Origin of the sequence: Shewanella sp. AC91-MNA-CIBAN-0169, from assembly GCF_040310165.1 — a bacterium.
Classification (GTDB): domain Bacteria; phylum Pseudomonadota; class Gammaproteobacteria; order Enterobacterales; family Shewanellaceae; genus Shewanella.
Map to the genome: position 1 here is coordinate 1 of NZ_JBEOPM010000035.1, position 24981 is coordinate 24981.

The window sequence follows — 24981 nt, forward strand, 5'->3', positions numbered from 1 at the left end:
CTTGTCGTCGTTTTCGGTCTAAATGCTCACAATATTCAGTTAATGCGGGTAATGCACCAACAGCGCCTTTAAATAACGCACCAAACTCTGTGGTGATTTTTAACCAATTTTCTTCGGGGATGTTTAATCGATTAAGTATATCTTGGCTACTTTCACTGATAGCACCACGCTTATCTTCTCGAATAATCCGGCCTGTATCTTCGACGAGTACAATGTAGTCTTTCACGCTGAACATTAGCCCATTAGGCATGTCTAAACGTTCATTACCCACAAAAGGTAATAACTCTGTAGGTTGCTCGCCTTTTATTGCTGAGTTTATTCGGCGCTGAATACTGGTGTAATCTGAGGTTTCTGGGGTCGCAGCCATCTTGGCTCGAATTGGGTTCAAATCGACATACGCCATACAGGCTAATACGGCCGCTTCATCTAATAAGGCTTGAGATTTAAAACGACCTTCCCAGAAGCGACCTGTACACTTATCTTCTTTGTTGGCCATTCGAGCTATCGGCTCACTGAGAGACCGCATAAACCAACTGATATCAACTAATCGTTTACGGTACTCTGTAATGCATTCATCGACTATTTGGCGCTCAAACTGATTAAGATCTTCCTCTTTAACATACTTATGAGTTAACAATGTGCCTTTAAAGCCTTTATGCCACTGCATCAGTACTTCTTTATCTGACCAGTGCCTCGCTTTGTCTGCATCGACTTTTATCACCACATGCAAGTGGTTACTCATGACGGCATAAGCACAAATATCAATGGCGAAAATGGTCGCCAACTCAAGAATACGTGAATCCACCCACTCTCGTCGATGTTCAAAGTTCTCGCCTGTCGAGTTATCTATTCCGCAAAGAAAAGCCTTACGCACAACTCGTGAGCAACAATGATAGTAAGGCGTATCGTCTAAGCTAACGATAGTTTGTCTTGGTCTGGCCATCTTAGGTTACCTGTTAGAGATAAAGGTAACTAAAGCCTAGTTGAGTCTTTATTATTTATCCAATTAGAATGGGTGGCCATGTTTTATTATGTTTTATTTTTTTCTTGGAATTTCCTTTTTAAACAAAGCGATTGCCTGTTCTACCAACTCCAAATCTAGCTCTTTTTGATACAATGTTACTTCCATTTTTTTCTTTGTATCATCTCGGAATATTTCCAAAAGCATTGTTTCACCTGAGTAAATTTCGACTCCAATGCCGTCCCTGCTTCCTACATCACTAGCAATGACGTATTTTTCAATTTTTGAAAAGTCGATATTCATCAGATATTTCACTATTCACATAACACCTTGGAACGCGCAGCGGTGGCTGTCCGGCGAAGGGCTGCAAGCCCGCAGCGAACATCACCAACTTGTTAGCTGCCTAGACTGCTGATTAGTCTTTTAATATTTTCCACCCAGTCGGGATAAAATTCTTCATTCTCTGACCACAACTCTTTAAGCTCGGACTTATCTGAAAGAACAACTTTGAGAGCAGCAATTATATCACTTTTGTATTCTATAACTGTTGAAAGGCTCTGCTTTCTTATCCATTCTACGAACTCACCTTCATCATATTCATAGGTTGTTCCATTTATCATTGAATCGAGGATAGTTGCCGAAACGATAACTTCTTGGCACTCATCATATTCAAGATAGTCTGCGGCTTTATAATTTATGACTCTTTGTATAAAGGATGCAGCATCTGACTCAACCGCCTCATCAATTAAATCGCAGGATGTATCATCATCAAATACACCAACCCCTGAAGCTCCCATTTCTACTCCTTACTCTCGATTCGATAGCGCCTCGCTAACGGGCGCAAAATTGTTGGCTAAAATTAGCGAAGAATGAGCGCAAGCCAACTTTTTTGCGCCATTTTAAGCGACTTGTTATAAGCCATTTGCCACTTTAAGGTAGGACTTAGTACCAATACCAACCTGTGCCCAAACTTTACGTTTGTGATCGCCAAGGTAATCGTATTGTTCGTCCATGTCCCAGAGAGTAACTATTTGATCGGGGAAAATATACTCCGACTCATTAAACGAGTGACTCTCCGATTCATTAGCGGAAATTGCATTAAACAAAGTTATGCCTTCAACATCAAATGCGTAGAGACCACCAAACATAAGTTGGTAATTATCGTTTTGAGATACACCGATAAAGTCTACTAAATCGTTTTCAAATTCAATTTGAAGGCAACTATCAAAATAGAAATCGCGAGCCCCATCGGACAAAGTAAAAAAACCAGCGAATAGCACTTTGACTTGTTTTCTAGACATTCCAAGTTTGATGGGCCCAATTCCATCATGAGGCTTAATTAAAAACTCCATACCTTCCTATGACTTATAACGCCCTGTGAACAGGCAAAAAATAGTTGGTTAAAATTAGCGACGCAGGAGCAAAAAACCAACTGTTTTTTGTCCTTTTTTAACAGCTTGTTAGCTATTTATTGACCACCAAACTTTCTCTAGCTATGGGATCTCCATGCAGGATAATCGTTTCTATACGGTTCCACGATTCTATAGAGTCTAAAGGATTAGTTTTAAGTAGCAGAAGGTTAGCAATTTTGCCAACTTCTACTGTACCGTAATCATTATCAATTCTGAATTGTTTAGCATTATTAATGGTTGCCGCCGCCAGTACTTCTTCCAGCGATAGCCCTGCAGTAACCATAGCTTTCATTTCTTGGTAGGTTGTCAGTCCAGGTTGATTGGCAAAACTAGGGCTTCCAGGGAAATCCGAAGCCAATAAAATAGGATGGTTAGAACTTCTTAGATATTGAATAACTTTATTACCTTTTCCTATTCGCCCATATAAAAATGCATCTGAGATTGATTGATCAGGCATTCCATCAAAGCCAATTCGAAGCTCTTCTTTGAACCATTGCGCTTCAGTGGTTTTATACCAATCAATAAGTGACTTAGGTGTAATAGATGAAAATTCAGGAGAATTAACAATAGTAGGGAGCATTACTTCACCTAAACCAGCAATCACTCTTTGTGTTGGCATATAACCTACTTCGTCATTAATCATTTTATCCAGAGTGTTAGATATTTCTTTAGGTATATTTTGTTCGCGATTATACGGCCCCCAATTCCACATACCATGAGCGATAACATCAACACCTGCGGCAAGTGCTAATTGCTGCATATCTAAGGCATTAGCATGAGCGACTATAAGCAAATTAGACTTTTTTGCAGATAATTTAATTCGTTTTAGTGTGTTAGTTGAAAGCGTTGCCCATTGGTTAGCATTACCATAACCGTCTTCAAAATAAAGCTTTATACACGAAGCACCTGAATGGGCAATTTTCCTAATTAACATTTCTACTGAATTTTCTGCGGTTGCTTCTGCACTTTCATCAATTAAATAAGTAAACATTGATCTTGATAGGTCGTCTGTTTTCTCTACATATGGAAAGGTACTTTTTGATGTTAATACTTCACAGCGAAAATAATCAGGACGATGAGGCGCCGAAGTAAAATAATTGAAACTCACTCCCGGATTCGGATCAAGTATTTGAGTGACTCCATAATATAAAAAGCTTCGTGGTTGTTGTTCAAAATAAGCTTGTGCGAGTTTCGGATTTTTAATCGCCACTGGCTCAACACCAAACCCCATACCTGGGATTGACGATACGTGTGCATGGCTATCCATAAGACCTGGTGTTAAAAATTTACCTAAACCATTTATTTTAAGATCGTAGGATGTAATCTTTTTGCTAGTTATTTCGGTAATTCGTCCATCACTTATTAATACATTCATCTGAATTTTTGGAGCTTGCAAATGAGATGAAACGATAGTGACATTTTCTATTAGAACTTTGTTTTCCGCTAATGAAGCAAAAGAAAACAAAGAAATTGAGAGTAATAATGCTTTAATCATGATACTTCCATGTGAGATTAATTAAATAGCTAACAGCTTATTGAACGGCTCGACCAATAAAGCCGACCGTTTAAGTTATTGATTTATATCATCCTACATTTTCTATCTCATTGAAGTAAAGCAATTTAATGACTCTTAACCTTCGATATAAAACTTCGATTGCACGTTAAAAGTGTCGAAATTAAATGCTAAAAATATTAATCGCCTAATATCAATAGATTAGGTTTTATCTGTTTATTCATATCTAGCACTTTAGTTTGATTTTTGTACACATTTTATGGTAATTCATTCAAAACCCATTATAACTGTATGGATGAACAGTATAAGTAACATAAAGGGGGAAGTGATGGCGGGATCGGGATATATAGAAGCAATTAGACAACAAATTAGAGTAAGGCATTACAGCTACCAAACTGAAAAGTCATACCTTTATTGGAACCGTTATTTTATAAGATATTTTAAGTTTACTGCTGCAAAGTATATTTTACCTAAGCACATTGAACAGTTTTTATGTTTTCTAGCAAACGAGCGGCGAGTGTCTAGCAGTACGCAACAGCAGGCGCTTTGCGCGCTGGTTTTTGCCTTTAAACATGTATTAGCCATCAATACAGACAATTTGCAGTTTCCTTATGCTAAAGCACCAACACGTATTCCTCAGGTTTTAAATGATGCAGAAGCCAAGCAAGTCATTGATCATTTACAAGGGAAATATCAGCTAATAGGCAGTTTATTATATGGTGCGGGATTGAGGTTAAGTGAAGCCTTAAGCATTAGACTTAAGGATATCGATTTTGAAAATCGCACACTTTTTATATTTAGAGGTAAAGGTAAAAAAGATAGGGTTTGTATTTTACCTAAAATAGCCATTGATCCCATACAGCAGCAAATGTGCCACGTGCGAGAGACTCATGCTCACGATTTATCTCAGGGATTAGGGATGGCTTCTTTACCTCCTAGCTTACTCAAAAAGTTTGGAACAAGCGCCAAACAATTACATTGGCAATTTCTTTTTCCTTCGATTCACTGCGTGTCACACCCAATTAATGGGTATCTGTGTCGACACCACATTGATCCAACAACATTTAGAAAGGCATTAAAAAAAGCAGTTCAGAAAGCGACTATCACGAAACGCATTACCGCCCATACTTTTAGGCATTCTTTTGCGACAAACTTACTTAGGCGTGGGCACGACATTAGAACGGTACAGGAGCTATTAGGCCATACCGATGTAAAAACGACCCAAATTTATACTCATGTAGCTGGTTTACACCAAACCGGTGTACAAAGCCCAATGGATTATAGTTAACAACAAAAAGTGACTCAGACTGCATTCAAATCAACACCGACGATCCCTTTTAGATAACACCGACAAAAAAGGACTCTTTTGAGCCCTTTATGTGTAATGCTATTGCGCTATCAGCAAGGTCGTCTTAACTGCGCAACCCAATCCCGCGCGATATCAAATAGTAAGCCAGTATCCATAAGCTGACACAAAAACCAACCATAATTGCGATGGATAACGGTACACTTAAGTCAGCAAAACCTAAAAAACCATAGCGGAATACGTTGATCATATACACAACTGGGTTTAAGCCCGATACACCTTGCCAAAAAGGTGGCAATAACGATAACGAGTAAAATACCCCACCTAAGTAGGTTAATGGTGTGAGAATGAATGTCGGGATAATACTGATGTCGTCAAAGCTTTTGGCAAATACCGCATTAATTAGCCCACCGAGTGAGAATAACACTGAGGTTAAAAACATGGTTAGCACCACCAAGCCAACATGATGTAACGAGATATCAACAAACAACATCGCCACTGTGGTAACAATTAAACCAACACTTAGACCACGGGCGACGCCGCCACCGACGTAACCGGCTATCATCACGTAATGTGGCACTGGGGCCACCATGATTTCTTCAATGTTGCGTTGAAACTTGGCGCTGTAAAACGATGAGGCTACATTAGAATATGAGCTGGTTATCACCGACATCATGATTAAACCTGGCGCGATAAACTCCATGTAGGTAACGCCGCCCATTTCTCCGATACGGCTACCAACTAAATTACCAAAAATTAAAAAGTATAACGTCATGGTAATGGCTGGCGGCACCAGTGTTTGGATCCAAATACGGGTGAAGCGATTAATTTCTTTGGTTAAAATACTTTTAAAAGCCACAAAATACAGACTGTTCATTATTTTGACTCCTTGGCTTTTTCTACCAGCTCTACAAATAATTCTTCTAAGCGGTTAGCTTTGTTGCGCATCGACAACACTTCGATATTGGCTGCTGTTAACTGAGTAAATAATTCATTGATATTGTTCGATTTGGCCACATCGACTTCTAAGGTATGTGCGTCAGTTAAGCGGCAATTCATATTGGTGAGCATTGGTGCTACGTCGAGATCGTGTCGTAAATCGAAAATAAAGGTTTCAACATCTAGCTTACTCAATAATGCCTTCATGGTGGTGCATTCCACCAGCAAACCGGTATCGATAATACCAATGGTGCGACACAACATTTCAGCTTCTTCAAGGTAGTGGGTGGTTAAAATAATGGTCACACCTTGCTTGTTGATTTGCTTTAAAAATTCCCACATTGAACGACGCAGTTCAATGTCGACCCCAGCTGTTGGCTCATCTAAAATCAATAATTTAGGTTCGTGCATTAACGCACGGGCAATCATTAAACGGCGTTTCATACCGCCAGACAGTTCGCGGGCTTGGGCGTGACGCTTTTGCCATAAATCAAGTTGGGTGAGGTACTTTTCAGCACGCTCTAATGCAACCGCTTTTGGTACCCCATAGTAACCTGCTTGGTTAACCACTATTTGTTGCACGGTTTCAAACTGGTTAAAGTTAAATTCTTGCGGCACTAACCCGATGCATAACTTGGCATGTTCGAGCTGCTTATCAATATCAAAACCAAATACCGACACTGTACCTGCGGTTTTCTGTACCAATGAGCTGATAATGCCGATGGTGGTAGATTTACCCGCACCATTAGGGCCAAGCAGGGCAAAAAAATCACCTTGCTTTACCGTCAAACTGATCGACTTAACGGCTTCTACGCCACCTTTATAGGTTTTTTTAAGGTTTTCGATCACCAATGCATTGTTGGTGTTACTCATTGTCATACCTCTAATCCATGAATTGCGAATTAAACACTTTTTATTACGTGCTGCTTATGACGTAATGTAGATGAGAAAGACGCTGAAATATTCTGACGCCCAAAACAAAACTCCCGCCTGTAGCGGGAGTGTATACAAATCTCATTAATCTAATGGAACCACTTTAGCGATGTAAGGCAAGTTGCGATACTGCTCTGCGTAGTCGATACCGTAACCCACAATAAACTCGTCTGGGATGGTAATACCAATAAAGTCGACATAAACATCGACTTCACGGCGCTCTGGTTTATCTAATAATGTACAAAGCGCTAAGCTTTTTGGCTCACGGAGTAATAACATCTCGCGCACTTTGTTTAAGGTGTTACCTGAGTCGATTAAGTCTTCAACGATTAATACGTCACGGCCGGCGATGTCAGACTGTACATCTTTAAGCACTTTCACATCACGCGAGCTGTTCATGGTATTACCATAGCTTGATACTGACATAAAATCGATTTCAACATGGCCTTTGATACGGCGACACAAATCGGCCATAAACACGACAGAACCTTTTAATAAGCCAACCATTAATAAGCGTTCACTGTCGGCGTAATGAGCATTAATACGTTCTGCTAGCTGGTCTAGGGTTTTATTGATTTCTTGTTCTGAAATCATCATTTCAATGGTGTGCTTCATAAATCTCTCAATTGTCGATGTCGTGTGACTGAGTACGTCCGTATCCCCAGCGACTCGTTAAGTCGTGTTCAATGCCCAAATGATCAAGTATTCGGGAAACCATGAAGTTTACCAGATCTTCAACCGATTTGGGATTATGATAAAAGCCTGGGGCTGCTGGCATGATGGTCGCACCGTTGCGCGTAAGGCTTAACATATGTTCTAAGTGTATGGCACTAAACGGAGTTTCACGCGGAACAAGGATTAACTGCCCGCGCTCTTTTAATACTACGTCTGCTGCTCTTTCGAGCAAATTATTACTCATGCCTGTCGCGATAGCGGCTAATGTGCCAGTTGAGCACGGACAAACCACCATTTGCTTAGGCGCAGCGCTGCCTGATGCTGGCGGCGAAAACCATTCATCTTTGCCTAATACGACTAGCTCACCTTTTAATGGCTCATCGGAATTATGCAGCTGTTCAATTAATTGCTCTTTGGCTTTTTGTGGATTTGCGCTCAGTTGCAAGCCATGTTCGGTGGCTAATACCACCCGCGCTGCACTGGATATCATTAAAAAAACTTGGTAATCGGCCGCTAACAAACATTCCAGCAGCTTAATGCCATAAGGAGCGCCAGATGCCCCCGTCCAGGCAAGACTAATTGCTTTAGCTTTTTTGGCGTAGGCCATGTTGTACCCTCTGTCGGCGAAAGCCTTACGCTAAAGCCTTAATAATTTTCTGGTGAATCCCATTAAAGCCACCATTACTCATGATGACCACGGTATCACCTTGGTTTGCTGTGGTGGCGACAGTGCTAATAATATCTTCAATGTTGTTAAATACAGTCACAGGAATTGGCGCGTTAGCCATACTGGCATGAATGTCCCAACCAATATTATCCGCTTGATATAGATAACCTACATCGGCTAATGCCATCGAGTTGGCGAGAGTATCTTTATGTACTCCGCTTTTCATGGTATTTGAGCGCGGCTCTAGCACCACAATAATGTTGCCATTAGGATTGTCACTAGATGCAACTTTAGCCCGTAACCCTTGCAATGTAGTGGCTATAGCGGTTGGATGATGAGCAAAATCGTCATACACCGCCACACCGTTTACTGTGGCTAATAGCTCTAAACGACGCTTTGGTGGACTAAATTGTGCCAACGCCTCAATAGCATGACCTGGCGCTACGCCCACATGACGAGCAGCCGCTATTGCCATTATGGCATTTTCAATATTATGCTGGCCTATCAATGCCCAGTTTAATACTCCTTGCGACTCGCCCTTAAACAGCACTTCAAATTCATGGCCATCGTCGGCAATAGTACGCGACTGCCAAGCACTTGGTTCACCTTGTTGAGCTGAATCGCTGGTTAAGCTTGTGGCTTTAGAATAAATTTCTTGCTCGCTCCAACAGCCCATATCAATCACTTGTTGTACGGCTTCAACGTCGCTAGGCCAAATCACTTTACCCTCGCCCGGCACTGTACGAATAACATGATTAAACTGGCGTTGGATCGCCGCTAAATCGGCAAAAATATCGGCATGATCAAATTCAAGATTATTGATCACTAGGGTGCGAGGATGGTAATGAACAAACTTAGAGCGTTTATCAAAAAAGGCACTGTCGTATTCGTCGGCTTCGACAACAAAAAACACTGAGTTACCTAAACGTGCTGACACACCGAAATTTTGCGGTACGCCGCCAATTAAAAAACCCGGCTCGTAGCCGCAGTACTCTAAAACCCACGCAAGCATGCTTGAAGTAGAAGTTTTACCGTGTGTACCCGCTACCGCCAATACCCAACGGTCTTGCAAAATATATTCAGCCAAAAACTGCGGCCCAGAAGTATATTTTATGCCGCGATTTAATACTGCTTCTACACACGGATTACCGCGGCTCATGGCGTTACCAATAACCACTAAGTCTGGTTGGTTGTCGCCTTCTTTGCCTAATTGAGCCGGATCAAACCCCTGGATTAGCTCAATACCTTGTTGCTCAAGCTGGGTGCTCATCGGCGGGTAAACGTTGGCATCGCTGCCGGTAACTTTGTGGCCCATTGCGCGGGCAAGTAGGGCTAAACCGCCCATAAAAGTGCCACAAATACCTAAAATGTGTACGTGCATACTCAACTCTAATTGGTCCGTAATATGGCGGTTATTCTAATCTATTGCGCCACAGAATGTCAGTTAACAATGATTGAAATTAATCTAGAGTATGTTGTTAATACAAAATAAAAAACAGCCCCATACTGAGCACGGTTGTGAGCAAGGTATTACGGGTGACGTAAGCCAGCACAGTGGCCACTAGCGCACAGGTTAAATAAGGATTATGCACACTAATAGCCAGCTGGCCTTCGGGCACAAATACGATAGGGGCTAATATGGCGGTTAATACCGCAGGTGCTGAATAGCTTAAAAACGTTAAGGTATTTTTACTTAACCGAATAGGCAATTTAGGTTCTAGCAGTAAGTGCCGACTAACAAATACCACTGCTGCCATTGATAAAATAATCAGCCAGGTCATGCGTTATCTTCCTTAGCGTTAGGAGTTGAATCGGCATCGGTTGCCACTGCACTTCCTTCATTAGTCAGTTTGGCGTAGGTCATGCCTGCAGCCATACCCGATATAGCGGCAATTAACAGCCCTGCTTGGATCGCGAATACTGCGCACACCACAGCTAACGTAAGCGACACTAAAACGCACACTAATATTGACGGCTTCTTTACTGTCGGTACCACTATGGCAATAAAGGTGGCTGCAATGGCAAAGTCGAGCCCGAGTTCGCCTAGGTTGTCGATAGACTGCCCTGCGACAATGCCGAGCAAGGTAGCAATATTCCAGCCGACATAAAAAGTTAACCCGCCGCCCAAAGCGTACCAACGATCAAACTGATGTTGGCCTGGTTTATCACCACTGTGAGTTTGATTAGCGATAGCAAAGAGTTCGTCGGTGAGTAAAAACCCTAGCCCTAAACGCCATTTAAGCGGCAACGGGCTAATATGAGTACGCATGGCCATGGCATACAATAAATGCCTTGAAGTAATTAGTAAGGTGGTTATCAGAATACTGCCGATACCAATACCGGCTTTTATCATGCCAAGCGCAACTAACTGGGCGCTGCCAGCAAAGATAATGGCCGACATTGCTTGGCTTTCAACGGCTGTAAGGCCAACTTCAAGGGCAAACGAGCCCGCTAAAATCCCCCAAGGGATCACCGCTATCGTTAGCGGCATAACGGCAAGCGCGCCAGCTAAAAATGATTTGGTTTTAGTGGTAGTGATACTGATAGATTCGGTTGCGCTCACATCATCTCCTTATGCTGCACTGATTACGCTAACGCGCTAAGTGACAAGAAGATTAGCTTAACGTGAATAAATGAATAAAGCCCCTGAAAACTGATCATTATGGAGAATTTTCAAACTATGCTGTGGGTTGAGATCTTGAGGGGCTTCTTTATTATGTATAAAATCTATTAGTAAAATATAAAAAATTGATACATTAACTTAATATCAATAGGCACAAACAATGATAACGTTAACCTTACAAATTGTATAACCAACATTATAATTTAATAAATTAGATATCAAAACCCTTCTTTTAAGATGCAAAAATGACATTTTACATCTTTAAAAATAAGCAATAACTAAATATTAATAACTAAATCTTTAGAACTAAATGTTAATAACTAAATATTAATAACTAAATATTAAGAACTAAATATTAAGAACTAAATACCAGTAAGCTAAACTCCTTATTCCTTGCCCCTATCTTTTGTTTTCTATTTTCTATTTCTATTAAATATACAGAAATAATTATAATTTCACTCATTAGGCAATAATGCGAACCTTCATATTAACTCGTTTTATATTAAATTAGCTCATGGGTTAATTCACGAATTTGCTTTTTTAACCATGCTGCATCTTCATTGTCAACACTAGGATGAGTGACTAAAACCAATTTTAATGGCTCTACAACCTCAAATAGACGATTGCATTCGTACTCAGATAACTGGCAAGCATGTAAACCAGAGTCATCATCTAACATGTCATACACTGCTTTGTAGGGCGTTATTGCCAATGACTGACAGTCTGAGAGGTAATCAAATAAAGAAGACACGCTGGTAATGGTCATTTCGGTATTCAGAGATAAATCCTTAGCCTGACAATACTCCTGGAATGGGTTGAGTATGGGGGCCTGGATACCAATAAGCGTATTGATATATGGGTATTTAGCAATGGTTTCTAGAGAGATGTCTTGCTTTAATATAGGGTGCTTTCTGCAGCTGAGTAAGTATTGTCGGTTCATTGTCGCAAGCACTTCAACTTGTAATTTTTGGTCAAAACAGAGGATCTCTTCAGGGCCTTTGCAGCAACACATCACAATACTGTGTGGATCGCTAATCACGCTTTCCAGAGAATGACTATTCCAGCTACTCACATTAATATGAATATTTTTATTATGTTCTTTAATGGATTTCATCAATGCTCGCGGATAGGCATAAGCAATCATTCCAGGAATGACTAATTCAAAGTATCGATTATGCGATTGTTCAGCACTATTAACTCGATTGAAATTTTTAGCACAGTCCACTATTTCTTTAGCAATGGGATAAATTTTTCCCGCATAATCATTTGGGACTAATCCGTATTTCCGTCTAATAAACAGCTCATCACCAAATATTAGTCTTGCTGTGTGTAAACAACGACTTATCTTCGAAGCTGGCACATCTAATATTCTAGAAACATGCGTCGCTGATTTATTTTCATAAAGACTCACTAATATAGATAGTGTTAATAAATCTAATTTATCTAAGTCAATTGGCTTCATCTTAGATACTCCATTTTAGGTATATAACCTAGCATTCTAACGCTTTTCAAAAGAGTTCATAATGTTATTTTAAGTATTCAATGATTACTTATTCCAGATCATAAAAATGATTTTATAACACGACATATTTCACATAGAATGCTTCCATCGATTGGAGCAATGTTTAGTAAAAGCTAATTTCATGTATTGTAATATCCAATTAAACAACTAGAATTTCGAGAAAACAGATATTCACATATTGATTTATTAAATTTCAACATATCAATATTTTAAAAAATCAAATTTAAACTTAATAACTTTAAAATCAACTTTGTTTATTTCAAATATATATCAACTTAAAATGCAAAAAAAAACAATAAGACCTAAATCATAACTACGATCGAATAAATTAAAAGCACATCATTTAATTGATTACGATCAATTAAAAACCAAAATATAAGGATAATATTAATCGTACGTCAATGACGTATGTTTAATTCATAAAACAATAAATTAAAAACGATTTCTTGGAGGATAATATGATTACTTCAGTCTTTTTAAGTTATGCATTTGTGTACTCTGTGCTGTTTATTGTGGTTCCCTTTATATTAGTAATTTTCATTATGACTTGTATAAAGTTCTTCAAAACTGACACTGAAGAGCACTCAATTAAGTTCAAAAAAATGCTTTTTGATACTCAGAGCTTTAACTTTTTAAAATCACTAAAAACAATGGTGGGCGGAAAATATGATGTTTGTTGCAACGTTCCAATCGATACCGTGTTCGAAATGGATGCCCAAACCGCAGCCGAAAACCATACACGATTCGATTATGTCGTGATAGATCATGACTCGTCGGAAGTGAAATTGGTTATCTCTGATTTCAGTCAACAAGATGATGCTAACGCAAAAAGTTTGTTTGAAAAATTCAACGTTAAATTAGTTGAAATCGTTCGAGGCAAACCTTACGACATGCAAATGTTAAAGCTATCCCTACCGGTATGAAGACCCTGTCGGGTGAAGACAATCTGTTTTCACCCGATATTTTTTGATAACCCATGATTGTAGAGAGGACTGATTATGTCCCGGAATAACTGGCTACTGATGTTAAGTGTAGGCGTATTGTCGTTTGCCCTTATTAGTCAGGGAGCAAATAGCGCTGACTCTACTGAGAAAATTAACAATGACTCATGTATGAGATGCCATAAACGCAATGGTGCAATGCTAGGCCACCATGCCCAAGCACAGCTAAAAATGAGCTGTAGTTCATGCCATGGTGAGCAAGGAAATCACCCTAAAAAACCCAATGACCTGATGGTATTTTCGGCGGGAAACGACATTACAATAGACGCTAAAAATGACGTTTGTTTGAAATGCCATTCGCCTAAAAAGATATCCCAAGCAGAGTGGACTCACAACGTACATGCTCAAAAAGTGAGTTGTACATCTTGCCATAAACTGCATCCTGAATCTGACCCCATAATGGGCTTAGGATCAAAAGATCGCAGTAATGTGTGCCGAAATTGTCACACGGTGCAGAGGTAAGTAATCATGGAAAACTCAAGAAGGCATTTCCTTAAAAGCACCTGCGCATTGGTTGCAGGCGTGTCGGTATATCCACTCAGTGGTAATAATGCCAATGCCGACATGGAACCCGCTATAAACAACATAAAGTACGCTTTGTTACATGATGAAACTAAATGCATTGGCTGTAATGCCTGTGTTGAAGCATGTCGAGAAGTGAATCATGTACCTGAAGGTGTCACACGACTAAGCATTGAAAGAACTGGGCCGTTTGGAGAATACCCTAATCAGTTTTATCATTTTTCTCGACATTCTTGTGAACATTGCGAGAACGCACCTTGCGTTTCTGTTTGTCCAACCGGGGCCGCCTTTATTAATAAAGAAACCGGTATTGTTGCAGTAAATGCAGATAAATGTGTCGGTTGCCAATACTGTATTGCAGCCTGCCCTTATGAAGTGCGTTTTATTAATCCTGTTACTAAAGCTGCCGACAAATGTGACTTCTGCCGTGAAACTAATCTCAAACAGGGTAAACAACCTGCCTGTGTAGAAATATGTCCGACAAAAGCATTAGTGTTTGGCAATCTTAAAGATCCCGAGTCTGAACTGGTTGCGCTATTAAAGGCGAATCCGACTGAGCGCTTTAAGCAAGATTTAGGTACCCGACCTAAAATATTTCGTATCAAAGCGAAACAAGGGGAGATTATATTATGAGTGCTTTTCATTTTGATACATTGGTTTGGCACTGGCCCATTGCAATATACCTATTTTTAGCCGGGGCATCCGCAGGCGCCATGTTCTTCGCTGTTTTATTGAAACATTTTTGCTTAAAAGAGAAAGCATATCAGTCTGGATTTATTATAGCTGCCTGTATTATTGCGGCAATTTCCGTTTTAGCAGGCTTAGGAGTGTTGGTATTAGATTTAACAAAACCTTGGGACTTTTGGAAGATTCTAGTGTTTTACAATCCTACGTCGGTGATGTCGATGGGGGTGATTATCTTAATGCTATATCAAGTGTTTATGTATGCTTGGATTGCAGTAACATTCAGACAAACCATTGATAAGTTTTGTGAAAAACATTTACCAATCGTCTGTACGTTAACCAGGCTGCTAGCGCGATATGAAGCAGGTATAACCGGTTTACTAGTGATTTTCTCAATGTCTCTAGGTGCCTATACCGGATTTTTATTATCGGCTCAACCTCACTTCCCGATGTGGAATACAGGAGTATTACCCTTACTATTTTTAGCTTCTGGTTTGTCTTCAGGTGCCGCTGCATCACTATTAGGTGGTGTGTTACTCAAAGGCAATCCCAATGGTGCTGAAGTACGTTTTATTCATAAAATAGAGATCCCATTGATTTTAGGCGAGATACTCCTTATGTTCACCTTCTTCCTAGGATTGGTCTTCAGTGGTGGCCAAAGCAAGGTTGCGGCATTCAATGCTATCGGAGTAGGCTTTTGGGGATTTATATTCTGGTTCGGCATTATGGGACTAGGATTGTCGGCCCCATTAGCGATGAACTTATTTATGACCGCCACTTCAAAACGCAAGTTTTCCTATGTTGCCGGAACAGCATGTCTGAGTTTATTGGGCGTCATATTATTACGTAACTTTATACTTTATACCGGTCAAATGGTGGTAAGTTAATAAAATTAACGGTGATAGCACGCGTTAGCAACCGTACTGTCACCGTCTATTCGACAGAAGATACCGCTGTTTGTAACCTCGTCCCTTTATTGAGTCTCATTTTTTTGAATCACCATTTTTTGAGTCACCCTCGCTTAACTATTTTTACCAATTGATTTTAATTGGCATTAAGACAAGCTAACAATTCAAAACCAGCCATTATTACCTCGTCATTCAAAGCCCATTAGAGCTATTACAGCTGGGTAAACTGCCTGATCAAATTATGATACACATTATGCAGGTTATCTAACTCGGCGCGATCTGTGTTATTAGTTTTGATCAAGTTTTGAATGCTTTGATCGAGCTGATACAAGGTTTGGCGTAAAGTCACATCGGCAACCATACTTTGCATCCAGGTAATAGCTGCTACGCGTTGCCCTCGGGTTACCGCGGTCACTTTATGCAAACTACTCGACGGGTATACTACGGCGTATCCTGCAGGTAATTTAATTTGCTGCTGGCCAAATTCAGTGGCAATAACTAACTCACCACCGTCATACTCTTCGGGCTCACTCAAAAATACCGTCATGGATACATCACTGCGGATCACTTCTGAGGTATTGGGGATCCGCATGATGGCTGCATCGACATGGTAACCATACTCTTCAGTTTCGCTATAACGATTAAAGCACGGCGGAAATATCTTATGCGGTAACGCCGCTGATACAATTTTAGGCGTTTCGCCAATACGCGCCAGTAGTTGATTAGCCAGTTGGCGCACATTAGCGTGTTGCGCATCTGCTTGATTGTTATTTTTAACCGACGCCGCCATCCCCATTGCGGTTTTACGACCGTCGCCCCACGGACATTCAGCCAGTTGCTGACGATAAGCACCGACATCCTGTTTCGAGAGAATTTGTTCAATAACAATCATGCAAATACCTTTAATTAAAACTCATATGTCATCGACAATTTAGCATTACGGGCGTCACCTAAGTACATAAATGAGCCAGAACGATAAGCTGCCGTCCAATATTCTTCGTTCAATATGTTACCTACGTTTATGCGGAAAGTTAAATCCTCAGTAGCATTGTAACTGGCAAATAAATCAACTACTTGATAGTTAGGCACCACAATGCTGTAACGGCTATTGTCGCTATCATAACCTGCTGCAGTGTCTGGTTGTCCACCATACATTTCACTTTGATAAGTGTAACTACCACCAAATACAAATGACTCTGTTAGCTCATAACGCAGTTGCAAATAAGCGCTTTCATCAGCAAAGTTACTCAGTACTAAACCAATATTAGCTGGATTGTAAGATTCTAAAATTTCAGAATCCATTTTGGCAGCCGAGAATTGTATGCTGAGTTTGTCAGTAATATTGCCGACCATACCAAACTCAATACCTTTAACGCGGTTTTTACCGGTATTAAGTGTCCCCAAAGTTGAGTAGCTGTCGCCAACACTTTCCATTACATCACTTTTAGTGATTTGGAAGATTGATGCCGAAAACATCATTTTGTCGTCAAACAACATCCACTTGGTGCCAAGCTCTAGGTTTTCAACGATTTCGGCATCGGCTTCAGCAGCTTGCTCTTGCGTACCACAAATACCACCGTAACCACAGTTAGCACCTAAGTCAGACTCACCGCCGTTGATGTTGGTTGCAGTACTGTAATTGGCGTAGATATTCGCATCTTCAGATAAGTCGTAAACTAAGCCAATATTGCCGTTATACATGGTATCGGAATAGGCATAATCCACTTCGCCATCACGACCTGTGGTGTTGTTACTGTAATCAAAGCTGTCTTGTCTAAAACCAAAGAATAATGCTAATTGATCGGTTAATTCGACCGTATCCATCATGTATGCCGACACGGTTTCGATGTCGTATATCGCATCTGATCCACCATCAACATAGCTGCGATTGATTAACTGGCCGATATTATCGACAGTATTGCCGTCACCATCAATAATACAATAAGACTCTGATACGCCACCGCGACCATTGGTCAAACAATTTCCATCATTGTTGTTGGTGATGCTATATATGCCGTTATCAACATTTTCATCGGTGTATTCAAGGCCAAATACTAACTTGTGATTAAAACCCAGTGCTTGAGTGTTCCAAAATAAGTTGAATTGAGTGCTGACATAATCAACATCTTGGTTACCTTGGTGAGTACTAAGCGTTAAGGTGCTGGCACCAGGCGCTGTTGGGTCGGTATCTGCCCGCATTGTGCCGCCCATACCGGTTGTAATATAGCCATTTTCGGTATGTCCTACGCGTGTGGCGTTGTACAACGTAATGCTGTCATTTAACTCATATTCGGTACGTAAGGTAAACGTGGTGACCTTAGAATTTAGAAAGTCACCATCTTGAGCATAAACAGGAATATCTTCTAGCGGCTTACGAGTATCTCGATCAAAATAACTGCCTAAATCTGGCACATCTTTCGCGTCTAGGTAGTAACCATCGGCGGTAAATGACAATGCATCGGTGGCTTCATACACACCCGATAACTGAACACCTTGGCGTTCACTCGTAATGCCTTCGCGGCCCGGCTTGTCTTCTTCAGCCGCTAAGCCATTAAGGCGTACTGCCACTTTGTCTGATATCGGTAAGTTATAGTCCACCGTTAGACGAGTGTGATCGTCAGTACCAATACCCAGATCGACACGGCCAAAATCGTAAGCTACTGAGGCTTTTTTAGTCACACTGTTAATGGCACCGCCTGATGAACCACGGCCAGCAAATGTTGAACTTGGACCTTTGGTAATTTCAACTCGCTCGGTGGCAAAACTTTCACGAGTGGTCATGCCAGGGTCGCGAAGTCCATCTACAAACACGTCGCTACGTGCTTCGTGACCACGGATAATATAACGATCACCGAATGCATTACCGTTTTCACCCGTACCAAGGGTGACACCCGCTTGAGCTGACAAAATGTCTTTTAAGTCCGTATTTCCTGACTCTTGAATTTGGTCTTGAGTTAACACGGTAATCACTTGAGGCGTATCGACAAGTGTAGCCATACGGCGTTTGTCGGCTGAGTTATTAAACATGTAAACCGAGTTTTGCACACCATGAACACGAATTCGCTCTATTGATTCGTCCGTTTGCGCGGGTTTACATTTCGCCAATATATCCTTATCGCAAGTTTCATTTTTGGTGTCTGCAGCATATAGCGCTGGGCTACTGAATACTAATGCTGCAGCAACGGCTTGAGCACCTAACGATAACTTACTGTAATTACTCGACTTCATGCTTAACATCATCCTGTTATTAATAAGCGTTAACTAAATTTCATTTATGTGATGCACTTTACATAAATGAAACAAAGATCGCAAATGCAAATCATTATCATTTGTGTAAAGATTTATTAAATAAGAGATTTAGCTAACAAAGGAGGCAATAAGCAGATAGGTAGCCGTTATTAATAACCGCGGTTATTGATAAAAACCGTTATTGATAACAGTTTGAATACCGCTCAAAAACAGCGGCCTGGTCGATATCGATTAACTGACTTGATAAAGCTCTAACGGTAAACCGTCTGGATCGCTAAAAAAGGTATATTGTTTACCGGTATATTCGTCAATACGAACGGGTTCGACTGAGATGTTGTTCTGCTGCAAATGGGCCACTACCACATCGAGATCATCAACTTTAAACGCTAAATGACGTAAGCCTTGGGCTTCGGGATAACTGGGTCTTGGCGGCGCACCATTAAATGAAAATAGCTCAATTTGGCTACCATCGGGCAAAGCTAAATCAAGCTTGTAAGAATCCCGTGCTTGGCGGTAATGCTCAGCAATAACTTTTAACCCTAAAACGTGAGTATAAAATGCTTTTGAACGTGGGTAATCGACACAGATAATCGCGACGTGATGAATTCCATTTAGCATGGCTGTCCTTGTAAATAGACTATTGATAATTAAAGCTGATAATTAGAGCTGGTAATTAGAGCTGGTAATTAGATTTTGTACACAGAAAAAAGTAAAACCCTGATAGAACAAGTCTATCAGGGTTGATATACGCTTTTAAAGTCATAAACAAAACTAAAGCAAGGTTAATGACTTCCAGAGAAAGTGGCTTAAATTAAACGCCGATTTCACCGCCGTCATCTTTAATAAACATCACTGTGGCCGCACGTGGACGAACCGTTGTGCCTGCAGGCGTTTCTTCATCTGCTCTATCAGAGTATGGCCAGTTGTCAGGATGCTGAATATTGGCAAACATTGCGGTGTAATCTGGCGACATGCCAAAACCAGTCACTTCACAGCCGTTAGGGCCAACAAAGAAACGCTTAAGCTGAGTTTGGTTTTCAGCCGTTACCACTTGTTGATTACCGTCTGCATCTACCATCGTTGATGGCACAATCGCTAACATTTGATCGTTGGTTTCTTCGGTAACTTCAGAGGCACCATTGTCGGTTTGCACCCACAAAATACCACGTTGATCGAACGCCAAACCGTCTGGACTAGCAAACTGGTTTAAGTCAGTTAAGCCAGATAAGTTAGTCTCAGCATCACCATCTGCAGGTGAACCAAATATAAAGATATCCCAGCTAAATTCCGTTGCTGCATCACCTTCATCCCAACGGATAATATGACCAAAGTTGTTATTTAAACGTGGGTTAGCAGGGTTGGTGCTGTCGGTACGCTTACTGTTGTTGGTTAACGTTAGGTATACCGTACCTGTAAATGGATCGACTGTTGTCCATTCTGGGCGATCCATGGGTGTAGCACCCACTAAATCAGCAGCGCCAGCGGTATTTAATATAATCGCGGCTTGTGAGTCAAAGCTGCTCGCAAGCGTGCTTCCGTCGGCAGTCACCCCATCTAACGTTAGCGGTAACCATTCACCGACACCGTCTTCGGTAAACTTAGCCGCATATAAGGTTCCGGCATTCATGTACTTATCGCCAACTGTTAAGCGGTTAGTACTGTTAGCATCTGCTGGATCCCATGCTGCGTCAGAAACAAACTTATACAGATATTCAAAACGTGAATCGTGGCCTGAATAAAATGTGATTGGTTTGCCTTCTTCAAGTTTACCAAAGGCACAACCCTCGTGGCGGAAGCGACCTAATGCAGTACGCTTAATGGCGCGCGAGTTGGGATTGTATGGATCAATTTCAACAATATAACCATGGCCATTAGCTTCGTTACGGTAATCATTAGTCGCACTTGAGCCCGTTGGCGTCACATCAAAACGAGCAAATTCGTCTAAACGCTCATCGTCATCACCGGCTAAATGGCTCCAGCCATAACGAGTGTCAGAAGTCGAAATACCAATGCGGGTTTGCTCTTGCGTTAAGGTGCCTTTATTAACAAAGTAACCAGGCCAGTTTTCTTCACATGTTAAATAAGTGCCCCAAGGCGTATAACCATTACCACAGTTATTTAAGGTACCGCGCGCTTGGCTGCCATCGGGCGAATAACGCGTTTCAAGGTATGAGCTGTACGCTAGTGGGCCAGCAATATCCATCACGGTTGCACCGGTAAAACGACGGTTATGGCTGTCGTTTTCGACCACTTGCCATCGTCCAGAAACTAATTTAATACGTACAACTGAAATACCATGGGCGTTGATTTCTTTGCGGATTTCATCAATTACAGTGCGCTTACCATCAGCATCAAACGTTGGGCCTGTTGGATGTAAAGCATCCTGGTCAATGTATTCGTGGTTAATACACAATAAACCGTCATCTGCCGAATCATTCAACGGGAAGAAATGCATACCATCATGATGCATACCTACTGAGTTTTCCTGATCGATAGCAGTATTACTGCCATCGGCTTTCCACGCTGCAGCTTTCGAATTTAAGGGTGTTCCCCAAGGTGCTAACACATAAGCTGAATAACCAGCAGCTACCGCAACTGCATCGGTTTTAGAACCGGCAATAGACTCAAAACCTAATACTGCAGAACTTTTTGTTGGTGCTGTTGGTGTGGTCGGCGTTGTTGGCGTTTCTGCAACGGTGTCATTGTCAGAGCCACAAGCACTTAATCCGAAGCCACCAAACGCCGTCATAGCACTAAGGCCTAAACCACGCTTAACAAAATTACGACGTGATAGATGATTATCCATCACTTCATTGAAGGGGGTATTTTTACTGTTGTTAAAACGAGTTGGATCAAATGTCGCCTTGCTCATAAATTGTCCTTAGATATGCTCTGAAAATAACGGATCAAATATAGGTATAATTATTTGTCAGTTAAGATAAGCGTCTAATGTGACAACTCGGTTCAAACTAGATGACATTAATGTGGCAGTAAAAAGACACTCACCACACTGTCATGTGTGATGGAATTAATATAAAACTCATGTTAGCGTTTTTTACCACGTGAAGATGCCGCTAATGCCTTTTTACGTGCTTGTTGTTTTAATGCAGATTTGGTTGTTTTACGGGTAACTGGAGCAATTAAATCAAGGTCTGGCTCAAAACCTGCCAGCCATTGCTGTGGTAAACGTCGGTCTAAAAAGGCTTCTAGTTTAGTTAATAATGGCTCGTCATCGATGCTTAATAATGTAATAGCTTGCCCTGCTTTACCTGCTCTGCCTGTGCGGCCTATTCGGTGTACGTAGTCTTCAACTTGAAACGGTAACTCCATATTAACGACATAATTCAACTCGTTAATATCTAACCCTCTAGCAGCCACATCGGTGGCGACTAACGCGGCCACATCACCGGCTTTAAATGCTGCTAATACTTGTTCACGTACTGCTTGAGATAAGTCAGCATGAAATGCTTCAGCCGCTACACCAGCTTGATTCATTTGCTTTACCAGTGCATCAGTACCTTGTTTGGTGCGGCTAAATATTAAGCTTTGCTGCCAACCTTCTTGGCTGATTAAATGACACAGCATGGCGCATTTTCGGTTAGCGTCGACATTAAACACTCGCTCAACAATACTGCTGGCGGTGGTATTTCGCTGAGCCACTTCAATCACTTGTGGTGAGCGTAATAAGCGTCGGCTAAAACTGAGCATACGGTCATCTAAGGTGGCTGAAAATAGTAATGTTTGCCGTGTACTTGGTAAACGCTTAAGCACTTCGACAATTTCATCTTTAAAGCCCATGTCCAGCATGCGATCGGCTTCATCAAATACCAAATGAGTTAATTGCGACAATGACAACGCACGCTTACGCAGCAAGTCTAATAACCGCCCTGGAGTCGCTACCAAAATATGGGTGCCATTGGCTAGCTGACGGATTTGTTCGCCAATGCTAACCCCGCCATAAACCATCACGCTAGTGACTGAACTGCCATAAGCATATTGCTCAATACTACTGTGCACTTGCTGGGCTAACTCTCGAGTTGGGACCAATACAAGCGCGGTAATAGGGGTTAAATGAATATGTTGAGTATCTGGCTGAGCGACTAGAGCATCTTTATGAGTCAATAGTTGATGCAGTAACGGTAATGCAAATGCAGCCGTTTTCCCGGTGCCCGTTTGCGCCCCCGCCATCACGTCTTTACCGCTTAAAATAACCGGAATAGCCTGTAGTTGGATTGGCGTAGGTTGCTGATATTTCAATTCAGCTAGACGATTAATCAATATGGGATGTAACGATAAATCTGCAAAAGACATAAAAACTCCAAACATGTGGATGGGCAGTTTATCACGCTCATTCAGATGAAAACAAAGGCTCTAGGCAGTGTTTGCTTGGATTATCGTTAATTAACACGGCAGTTAAATGTGATGCTCAACACATCTTAAGCAGGTCGAGCTTTTTGCGGCAGATATCACTTGACTAAAAAAGTAAGCCTTATACAATTTAAACATGCAAATAAAAAACATGTTTAAATTTAGCCACTAGATTTCATCACAACATTACACAATCAGCTCCCATAACGAGGTATCACCATGAGTTTTTCAATTAGCGGTATTTTCAAGCCAGCCAAGCAAGCTGAACCAGTTAGCAATGTGGCACCTACAGCCCAGGACACTGCTGTAACAGACTCGAACTCTGCAACAGAAAAAGTATCTCAGGCTGAAAATACTACCAAAAAACAAGCTAATGGTGGCAGTTGTTGCGGTGGATGTGGCGGCGGCAATCATTAATCCACGAGAATATTAAACGTTACCACGTCTGAATAAACGTAAATTGTCTTTACTGATTAATTGCGGATACTGCGCTGTAACGTCGAAAAAGCCATTGGCATACGCCACTGCCACTGAGCCTTGATTCTGTTTCTCGATATAAGCAAAAACTGGGCTCGAAATAAATTGCTTTAAAAACATTTCCACTGCTTTGGTGGCAATGCCCTTGCCCCAATGTTCACGTCCAATCCAATACCCAACTAAACGCATTTGTGGGTCGGACTTTGCTGCTGCGTCGGTATTAATCCACGATAAAACATTACCCACTAAAACATCATCGATCCAAATCCCTTGCGCTATCGCCTTTTCATTAGCCAATACTTTTTGCTGCCAATGCAGGTTAAAAGCCTTACGTTTACGCGGCACAAAATCTGCCATTTTATTAGCAATAGGGTCGTTTTCAAATTCAAACAATATATCTAAATCTGCTTCAGTAATGGGATGAAGAGAAATATTCATTTCGGGTTCGCCTTTTCTATGTTGTGTCACCAAGATCATTTATATTATAGATAACCTCAGCTCTAAAAAGAGATGGGATAAATCGTTAAAAACGGGTTTAATTCAAGTCTGCAATATCAAACTTGCCATGTGTTTTGCTAACAAGGCATATTGGACGTATCAATAGCTCGCCTATTGTAAGTCGATTCAACACTGATAGCGGAAATGCCTGTTTGATGACCGTTTATTATCCATAATTGAGGTTATATATTCTCATTCATCGACACACTTGACGATGAATAACCGTATCAACATGCATTAAAGGACTACAGGATGAAAAGCATTAAAACATGGCAATGGTTGGGCTTTGCTGGCCTTTTACCTTTTATTATTCTCAGTGTATTAGCCTTCAATCATAGCCTATTAGCACCCGAACATACTATGCTAGGGTTTGTTAGCTATAGCGCAGTGATTTTAAGTTTTGTTGCCGGTACTCTGTGGGGCAAAGCGGTTATATTAACCTTAGATGACAACATCGCTAAGTTACTTATCATTAGTAATATCATCGCTCTCGCTTGTTGGATTGCACTGTTAACACCATTTGCATTATCCGCGCTTATCCTACTCGCCAGTGGTTATCTGTATTTATTGTATATTGAATTTAAAGCCAAACAATTATCAACCACCACCAGCTACCTCACATTACGCACAATATTAACCAGTGCTGCTGTAGTATGCCACATTATTGTTATGCTCAGTCTTTTTAGCGTTTAACAACATGTTAATTCGAACAAAAAGCCCATA

26 protein-coding genes are annotated in these 24981 nt (G+C 41.0%); 7 read left to right on the forward strand and 19 right to left on the reverse strand.

What is annotated here, in order from left to right; all coding sequences use genetic code 11:
* From AAEY98_RS20445 to AAEY98_RS20465, 5 genes are all read right to left on the reverse strand, one after another.
* Positions 1-943, reverse strand: a 943-nt coding sequence (locus tag AAEY98_RS20445; protein ID WP_351019212.1) for a transposase, incomplete at its 3' end; no start/stop codon positions are given.
* Between the two features lie 93 nt (positions 944-1036).
* A complete protein-coding gene (locus AAEY98_RS20450) occupies positions 1037-1264 on the reverse strand; it encodes a hypothetical protein (protein ID WP_351019214.1) in 228 nt (75 codons plus the stop codon).
* A gap of 92 nt (positions 1265-1356) precedes the next feature.
* Entirely contained in the window at positions 1357-1758 is a 402-nt protein-coding gene (locus AAEY98_RS20455) for a DUF4259 domain-containing protein (protein WP_351019217.1), read from the reverse strand.
* Between the two features lie 114 nt (positions 1759-1872).
* Positions 1873-2313 (reverse strand): hypothetical protein, encoded by a 441-nt coding sequence (locus tag AAEY98_RS20460; protein ID WP_351019220.1) that lies wholly within the window; start codon positions 2311-2313, stop codon positions 1873-1875.
* A 112-nt stretch (positions 2314-2425) separates the two neighbouring features.
* A complete protein-coding gene (locus AAEY98_RS20465) occupies positions 2426-3868 on the reverse strand; it encodes an amidohydrolase family protein (protein ID WP_351019223.1) in 1443 nt (480 codons plus the stop codon).
* A 313-nt stretch (positions 3869-4181) separates the two neighbouring features.
* Here AAEY98_RS20465 and AAEY98_RS20470 point away from each other — a divergent pair, with 313 nt between their 5' ends.
* A complete protein-coding gene (locus AAEY98_RS20470; protein ID WP_351019226.1) occupies positions 4182-5174 on the forward strand; it encodes an integron integrase in 993 nt (330 codons plus the stop codon).
* Between the two features lie 124 nt (positions 5175-5298).
* Here AAEY98_RS20470 and AAEY98_RS20475 read toward each other — a convergent pair whose 3' ends face one another.
* From AAEY98_RS20475 to AAEY98_RS20510, 8 genes are all read right to left on the reverse strand, one after another.
* Entirely contained in the window at positions 5299-6069 is a 771-nt protein-coding gene (locus AAEY98_RS20475) for an ABC transporter permease (protein ID WP_350997714.1), read from the reverse strand.
* Positions 6069-7004 (reverse strand): ABC transporter ATP-binding protein, encoded by a 936-nt coding sequence (locus AAEY98_RS20480; RefSeq protein ID WP_101086323.1) that lies wholly within the window; start codon positions 7002-7004, stop codon positions 6069-6071. Before AAEY98_RS20480 ends, AAEY98_RS20475 begins: the two co-directional genes overlap by 1 nt.
* A gap of 144 nt (positions 7005-7148) precedes the next feature.
* The gene (gene hpt, locus AAEY98_RS20485; RefSeq protein WP_011638672.1) at positions 7149-7679 is read right to left on the reverse strand and encodes a hypoxanthine phosphoribosyltransferase; all 531 of its coding nucleotides are present in this window, start codon (positions 7677-7679) and stop codon (positions 7149-7151) included.
* A gap of 7 nt (positions 7680-7686) precedes the next feature.
* Positions 7687-8346 (reverse strand): flavin prenyltransferase UbiX, encoded by a 660-nt coding sequence (locus AAEY98_RS20490; RefSeq protein ID WP_182745345.1) that lies wholly within the window; start codon positions 8344-8346, stop codon positions 7687-7689.
* Between the two features lie 25 nt (positions 8347-8371).
* Positions 8372-9787 (reverse strand): UDP-N-acetylmuramate:L-alanyl-gamma-D-glutamyl-meso-diaminopimelate ligase, encoded by a 1416-nt coding sequence (gene mpl, locus AAEY98_RS20495; RefSeq protein ID WP_351019230.1) that lies wholly within the window; start codon positions 9785-9787, stop codon positions 8372-8374.
* Between the two features lie 97 nt (positions 9788-9884).
* A complete protein-coding gene (locus tag AAEY98_RS20500) occupies positions 9885-10187 on the reverse strand; it encodes an AzlD domain-containing protein (protein ID WP_059746143.1) in 303 nt (100 codons plus the stop codon).
* Positions 10184-10969: an AzlC family ABC transporter permease gene (locus AAEY98_RS20505; RefSeq protein ID WP_351019233.1), complete on the reverse strand. Its 786-nt coding sequence runs from the start codon at positions 10967-10969 to the stop codon at positions 10184-10186. The genes AAEY98_RS20500 and AAEY98_RS20505 overlap by 4 nt, the downstream gene beginning before the upstream one ends.
* A 562-nt stretch (positions 10970-11531) precedes the next feature.
* The gene (locus AAEY98_RS20510; RefSeq protein ID WP_101086124.1) at positions 11532-12491 is read right to left on the reverse strand and encodes a LysR family transcriptional regulator; all 960 of its coding nucleotides are present in this window, start codon (positions 12489-12491) and stop codon (positions 11532-11534) included.
* Positions 12492-13009: 518 nt separating this feature from the next.
* Here AAEY98_RS20510 and AAEY98_RS20515 point away from each other — a divergent pair.
* From AAEY98_RS20515 to nrfD, 4 genes are all read left to right on the forward strand, one after another.
* Positions 13010-13474: a hypothetical protein gene (locus AAEY98_RS20515; RefSeq protein ID WP_101086125.1), complete on the forward strand. Its 465-nt coding sequence runs from the start codon at positions 13010-13012 to the stop codon at positions 13472-13474.
* Positions 13475-13549: 75 nt separating this feature from the next.
* Positions 13550-14014 carry a multiheme c-type cytochrome gene (locus AAEY98_RS20520; protein ID WP_124729735.1) on the forward strand — a complete coding sequence of 155 codons (465 nt, stop codon included), beginning with the start codon at positions 13550-13552 and terminating at the stop codon, positions 14012-14014.
* 6 nt (positions 14015-14020) lie between these two features.
* A complete protein-coding gene (locus AAEY98_RS20525; RefSeq protein ID WP_351019237.1) occupies positions 14021-14707 on the forward strand; it encodes a 4Fe-4S dicluster domain-containing protein in 687 nt (228 codons plus the stop codon).
* Positions 14704-15645: an NrfD/PsrC family molybdoenzyme membrane anchor subunit gene (gene nrfD, locus AAEY98_RS20530; RefSeq protein WP_351019240.1), complete on the forward strand. Its 942-nt coding sequence runs from the start codon at positions 14704-14706 to the stop codon at positions 15643-15645. The genes AAEY98_RS20525 and nrfD overlap by 4 nt, the downstream gene beginning before the upstream one ends.
* 232 nt (positions 15646-15877) lie before the next feature.
* On the opposite strand, the gene AAEY98_RS20535 is transcribed toward nrfD, so the two are convergent.
* The 5 genes from AAEY98_RS20535 to AAEY98_RS20555 all read right to left on the reverse strand — a co-directional run bounded on the left by AAEY98_RS20535 (position 15878) and on the right by AAEY98_RS20555 (position 23226).
* A complete protein-coding gene (locus AAEY98_RS20535) occupies positions 15878-16558 on the reverse strand; it encodes a Fe2+-dependent dioxygenase (protein ID WP_335690682.1) in 681 nt (226 codons plus the stop codon).
* 14 nt (positions 16559-16572) lie between these two features.
* Entirely contained in the window at positions 16573-18903 is a 2331-nt protein-coding gene (locus AAEY98_RS20540; protein ID WP_502959655.1) for a TonB-dependent receptor, read from the reverse strand.
* Positions 18904-19146: 243 nt separating this feature from the next.
* Positions 19147-19533, reverse strand: a complete 387-nt coding sequence (gloA2, locus tag AAEY98_RS20545) for an SMU1112c/YaeR family gloxylase I-like metalloprotein (protein ID WP_335690678.1) — start codon at positions 19531-19533, stop codon at positions 19147-19149.
* A 193-nt stretch (positions 19534-19726) separates the two neighbouring features.
* On the reverse strand, positions 19727-21787 hold the full coding sequence (locus tag AAEY98_RS20550; RefSeq protein ID WP_351019246.1) for a PhoX family protein: 2061 nt from the start codon (positions 21785-21787) through the stop codon (positions 19727-19729).
* Between the two features lie 173 nt (positions 21788-21960).
* Positions 21961-23226, reverse strand: coding sequence for a DEAD/DEAH box helicase (locus AAEY98_RS20555; protein ID WP_351019249.1), 1266 nt, complete (start codon positions 23224-23226; stop codon positions 21961-21963).
* Between the two features lie 276 nt (positions 23227-23502).
* On the opposite strand from AAEY98_RS20555, the gene AAEY98_RS20560 reads away from it, so the two are divergent.
* Positions 23503-23700 (forward strand): hypothetical protein, encoded by a 198-nt coding sequence (locus tag AAEY98_RS20560; protein ID WP_162022300.1) that lies wholly within the window; start codon positions 23503-23505, stop codon positions 23698-23700.
* A gap of 12 nt (positions 23701-23712) precedes the next feature.
* Here AAEY98_RS20560 and AAEY98_RS20565 read toward each other — a convergent pair whose 3' ends face one another.
* A complete protein-coding gene (locus AAEY98_RS20565) occupies positions 23713-24198 on the reverse strand; it encodes a GNAT family N-acetyltransferase (protein ID WP_157822781.1) in 486 nt (161 codons plus the stop codon).
* 312 nt (positions 24199-24510) lie between these two features.
* Here AAEY98_RS20565 and AAEY98_RS20570 point away from each other — a divergent pair, with 312 nt between their 5' ends.
* On the forward strand, positions 24511-24951 hold the full coding sequence (locus AAEY98_RS20570) for a DUF3429 domain-containing protein (RefSeq protein ID WP_101086135.1): 441 nt from the start codon (positions 24511-24513) through the stop codon (positions 24949-24951).
* Positions 24952-24981 lie beyond the last annotated feature (30 nt).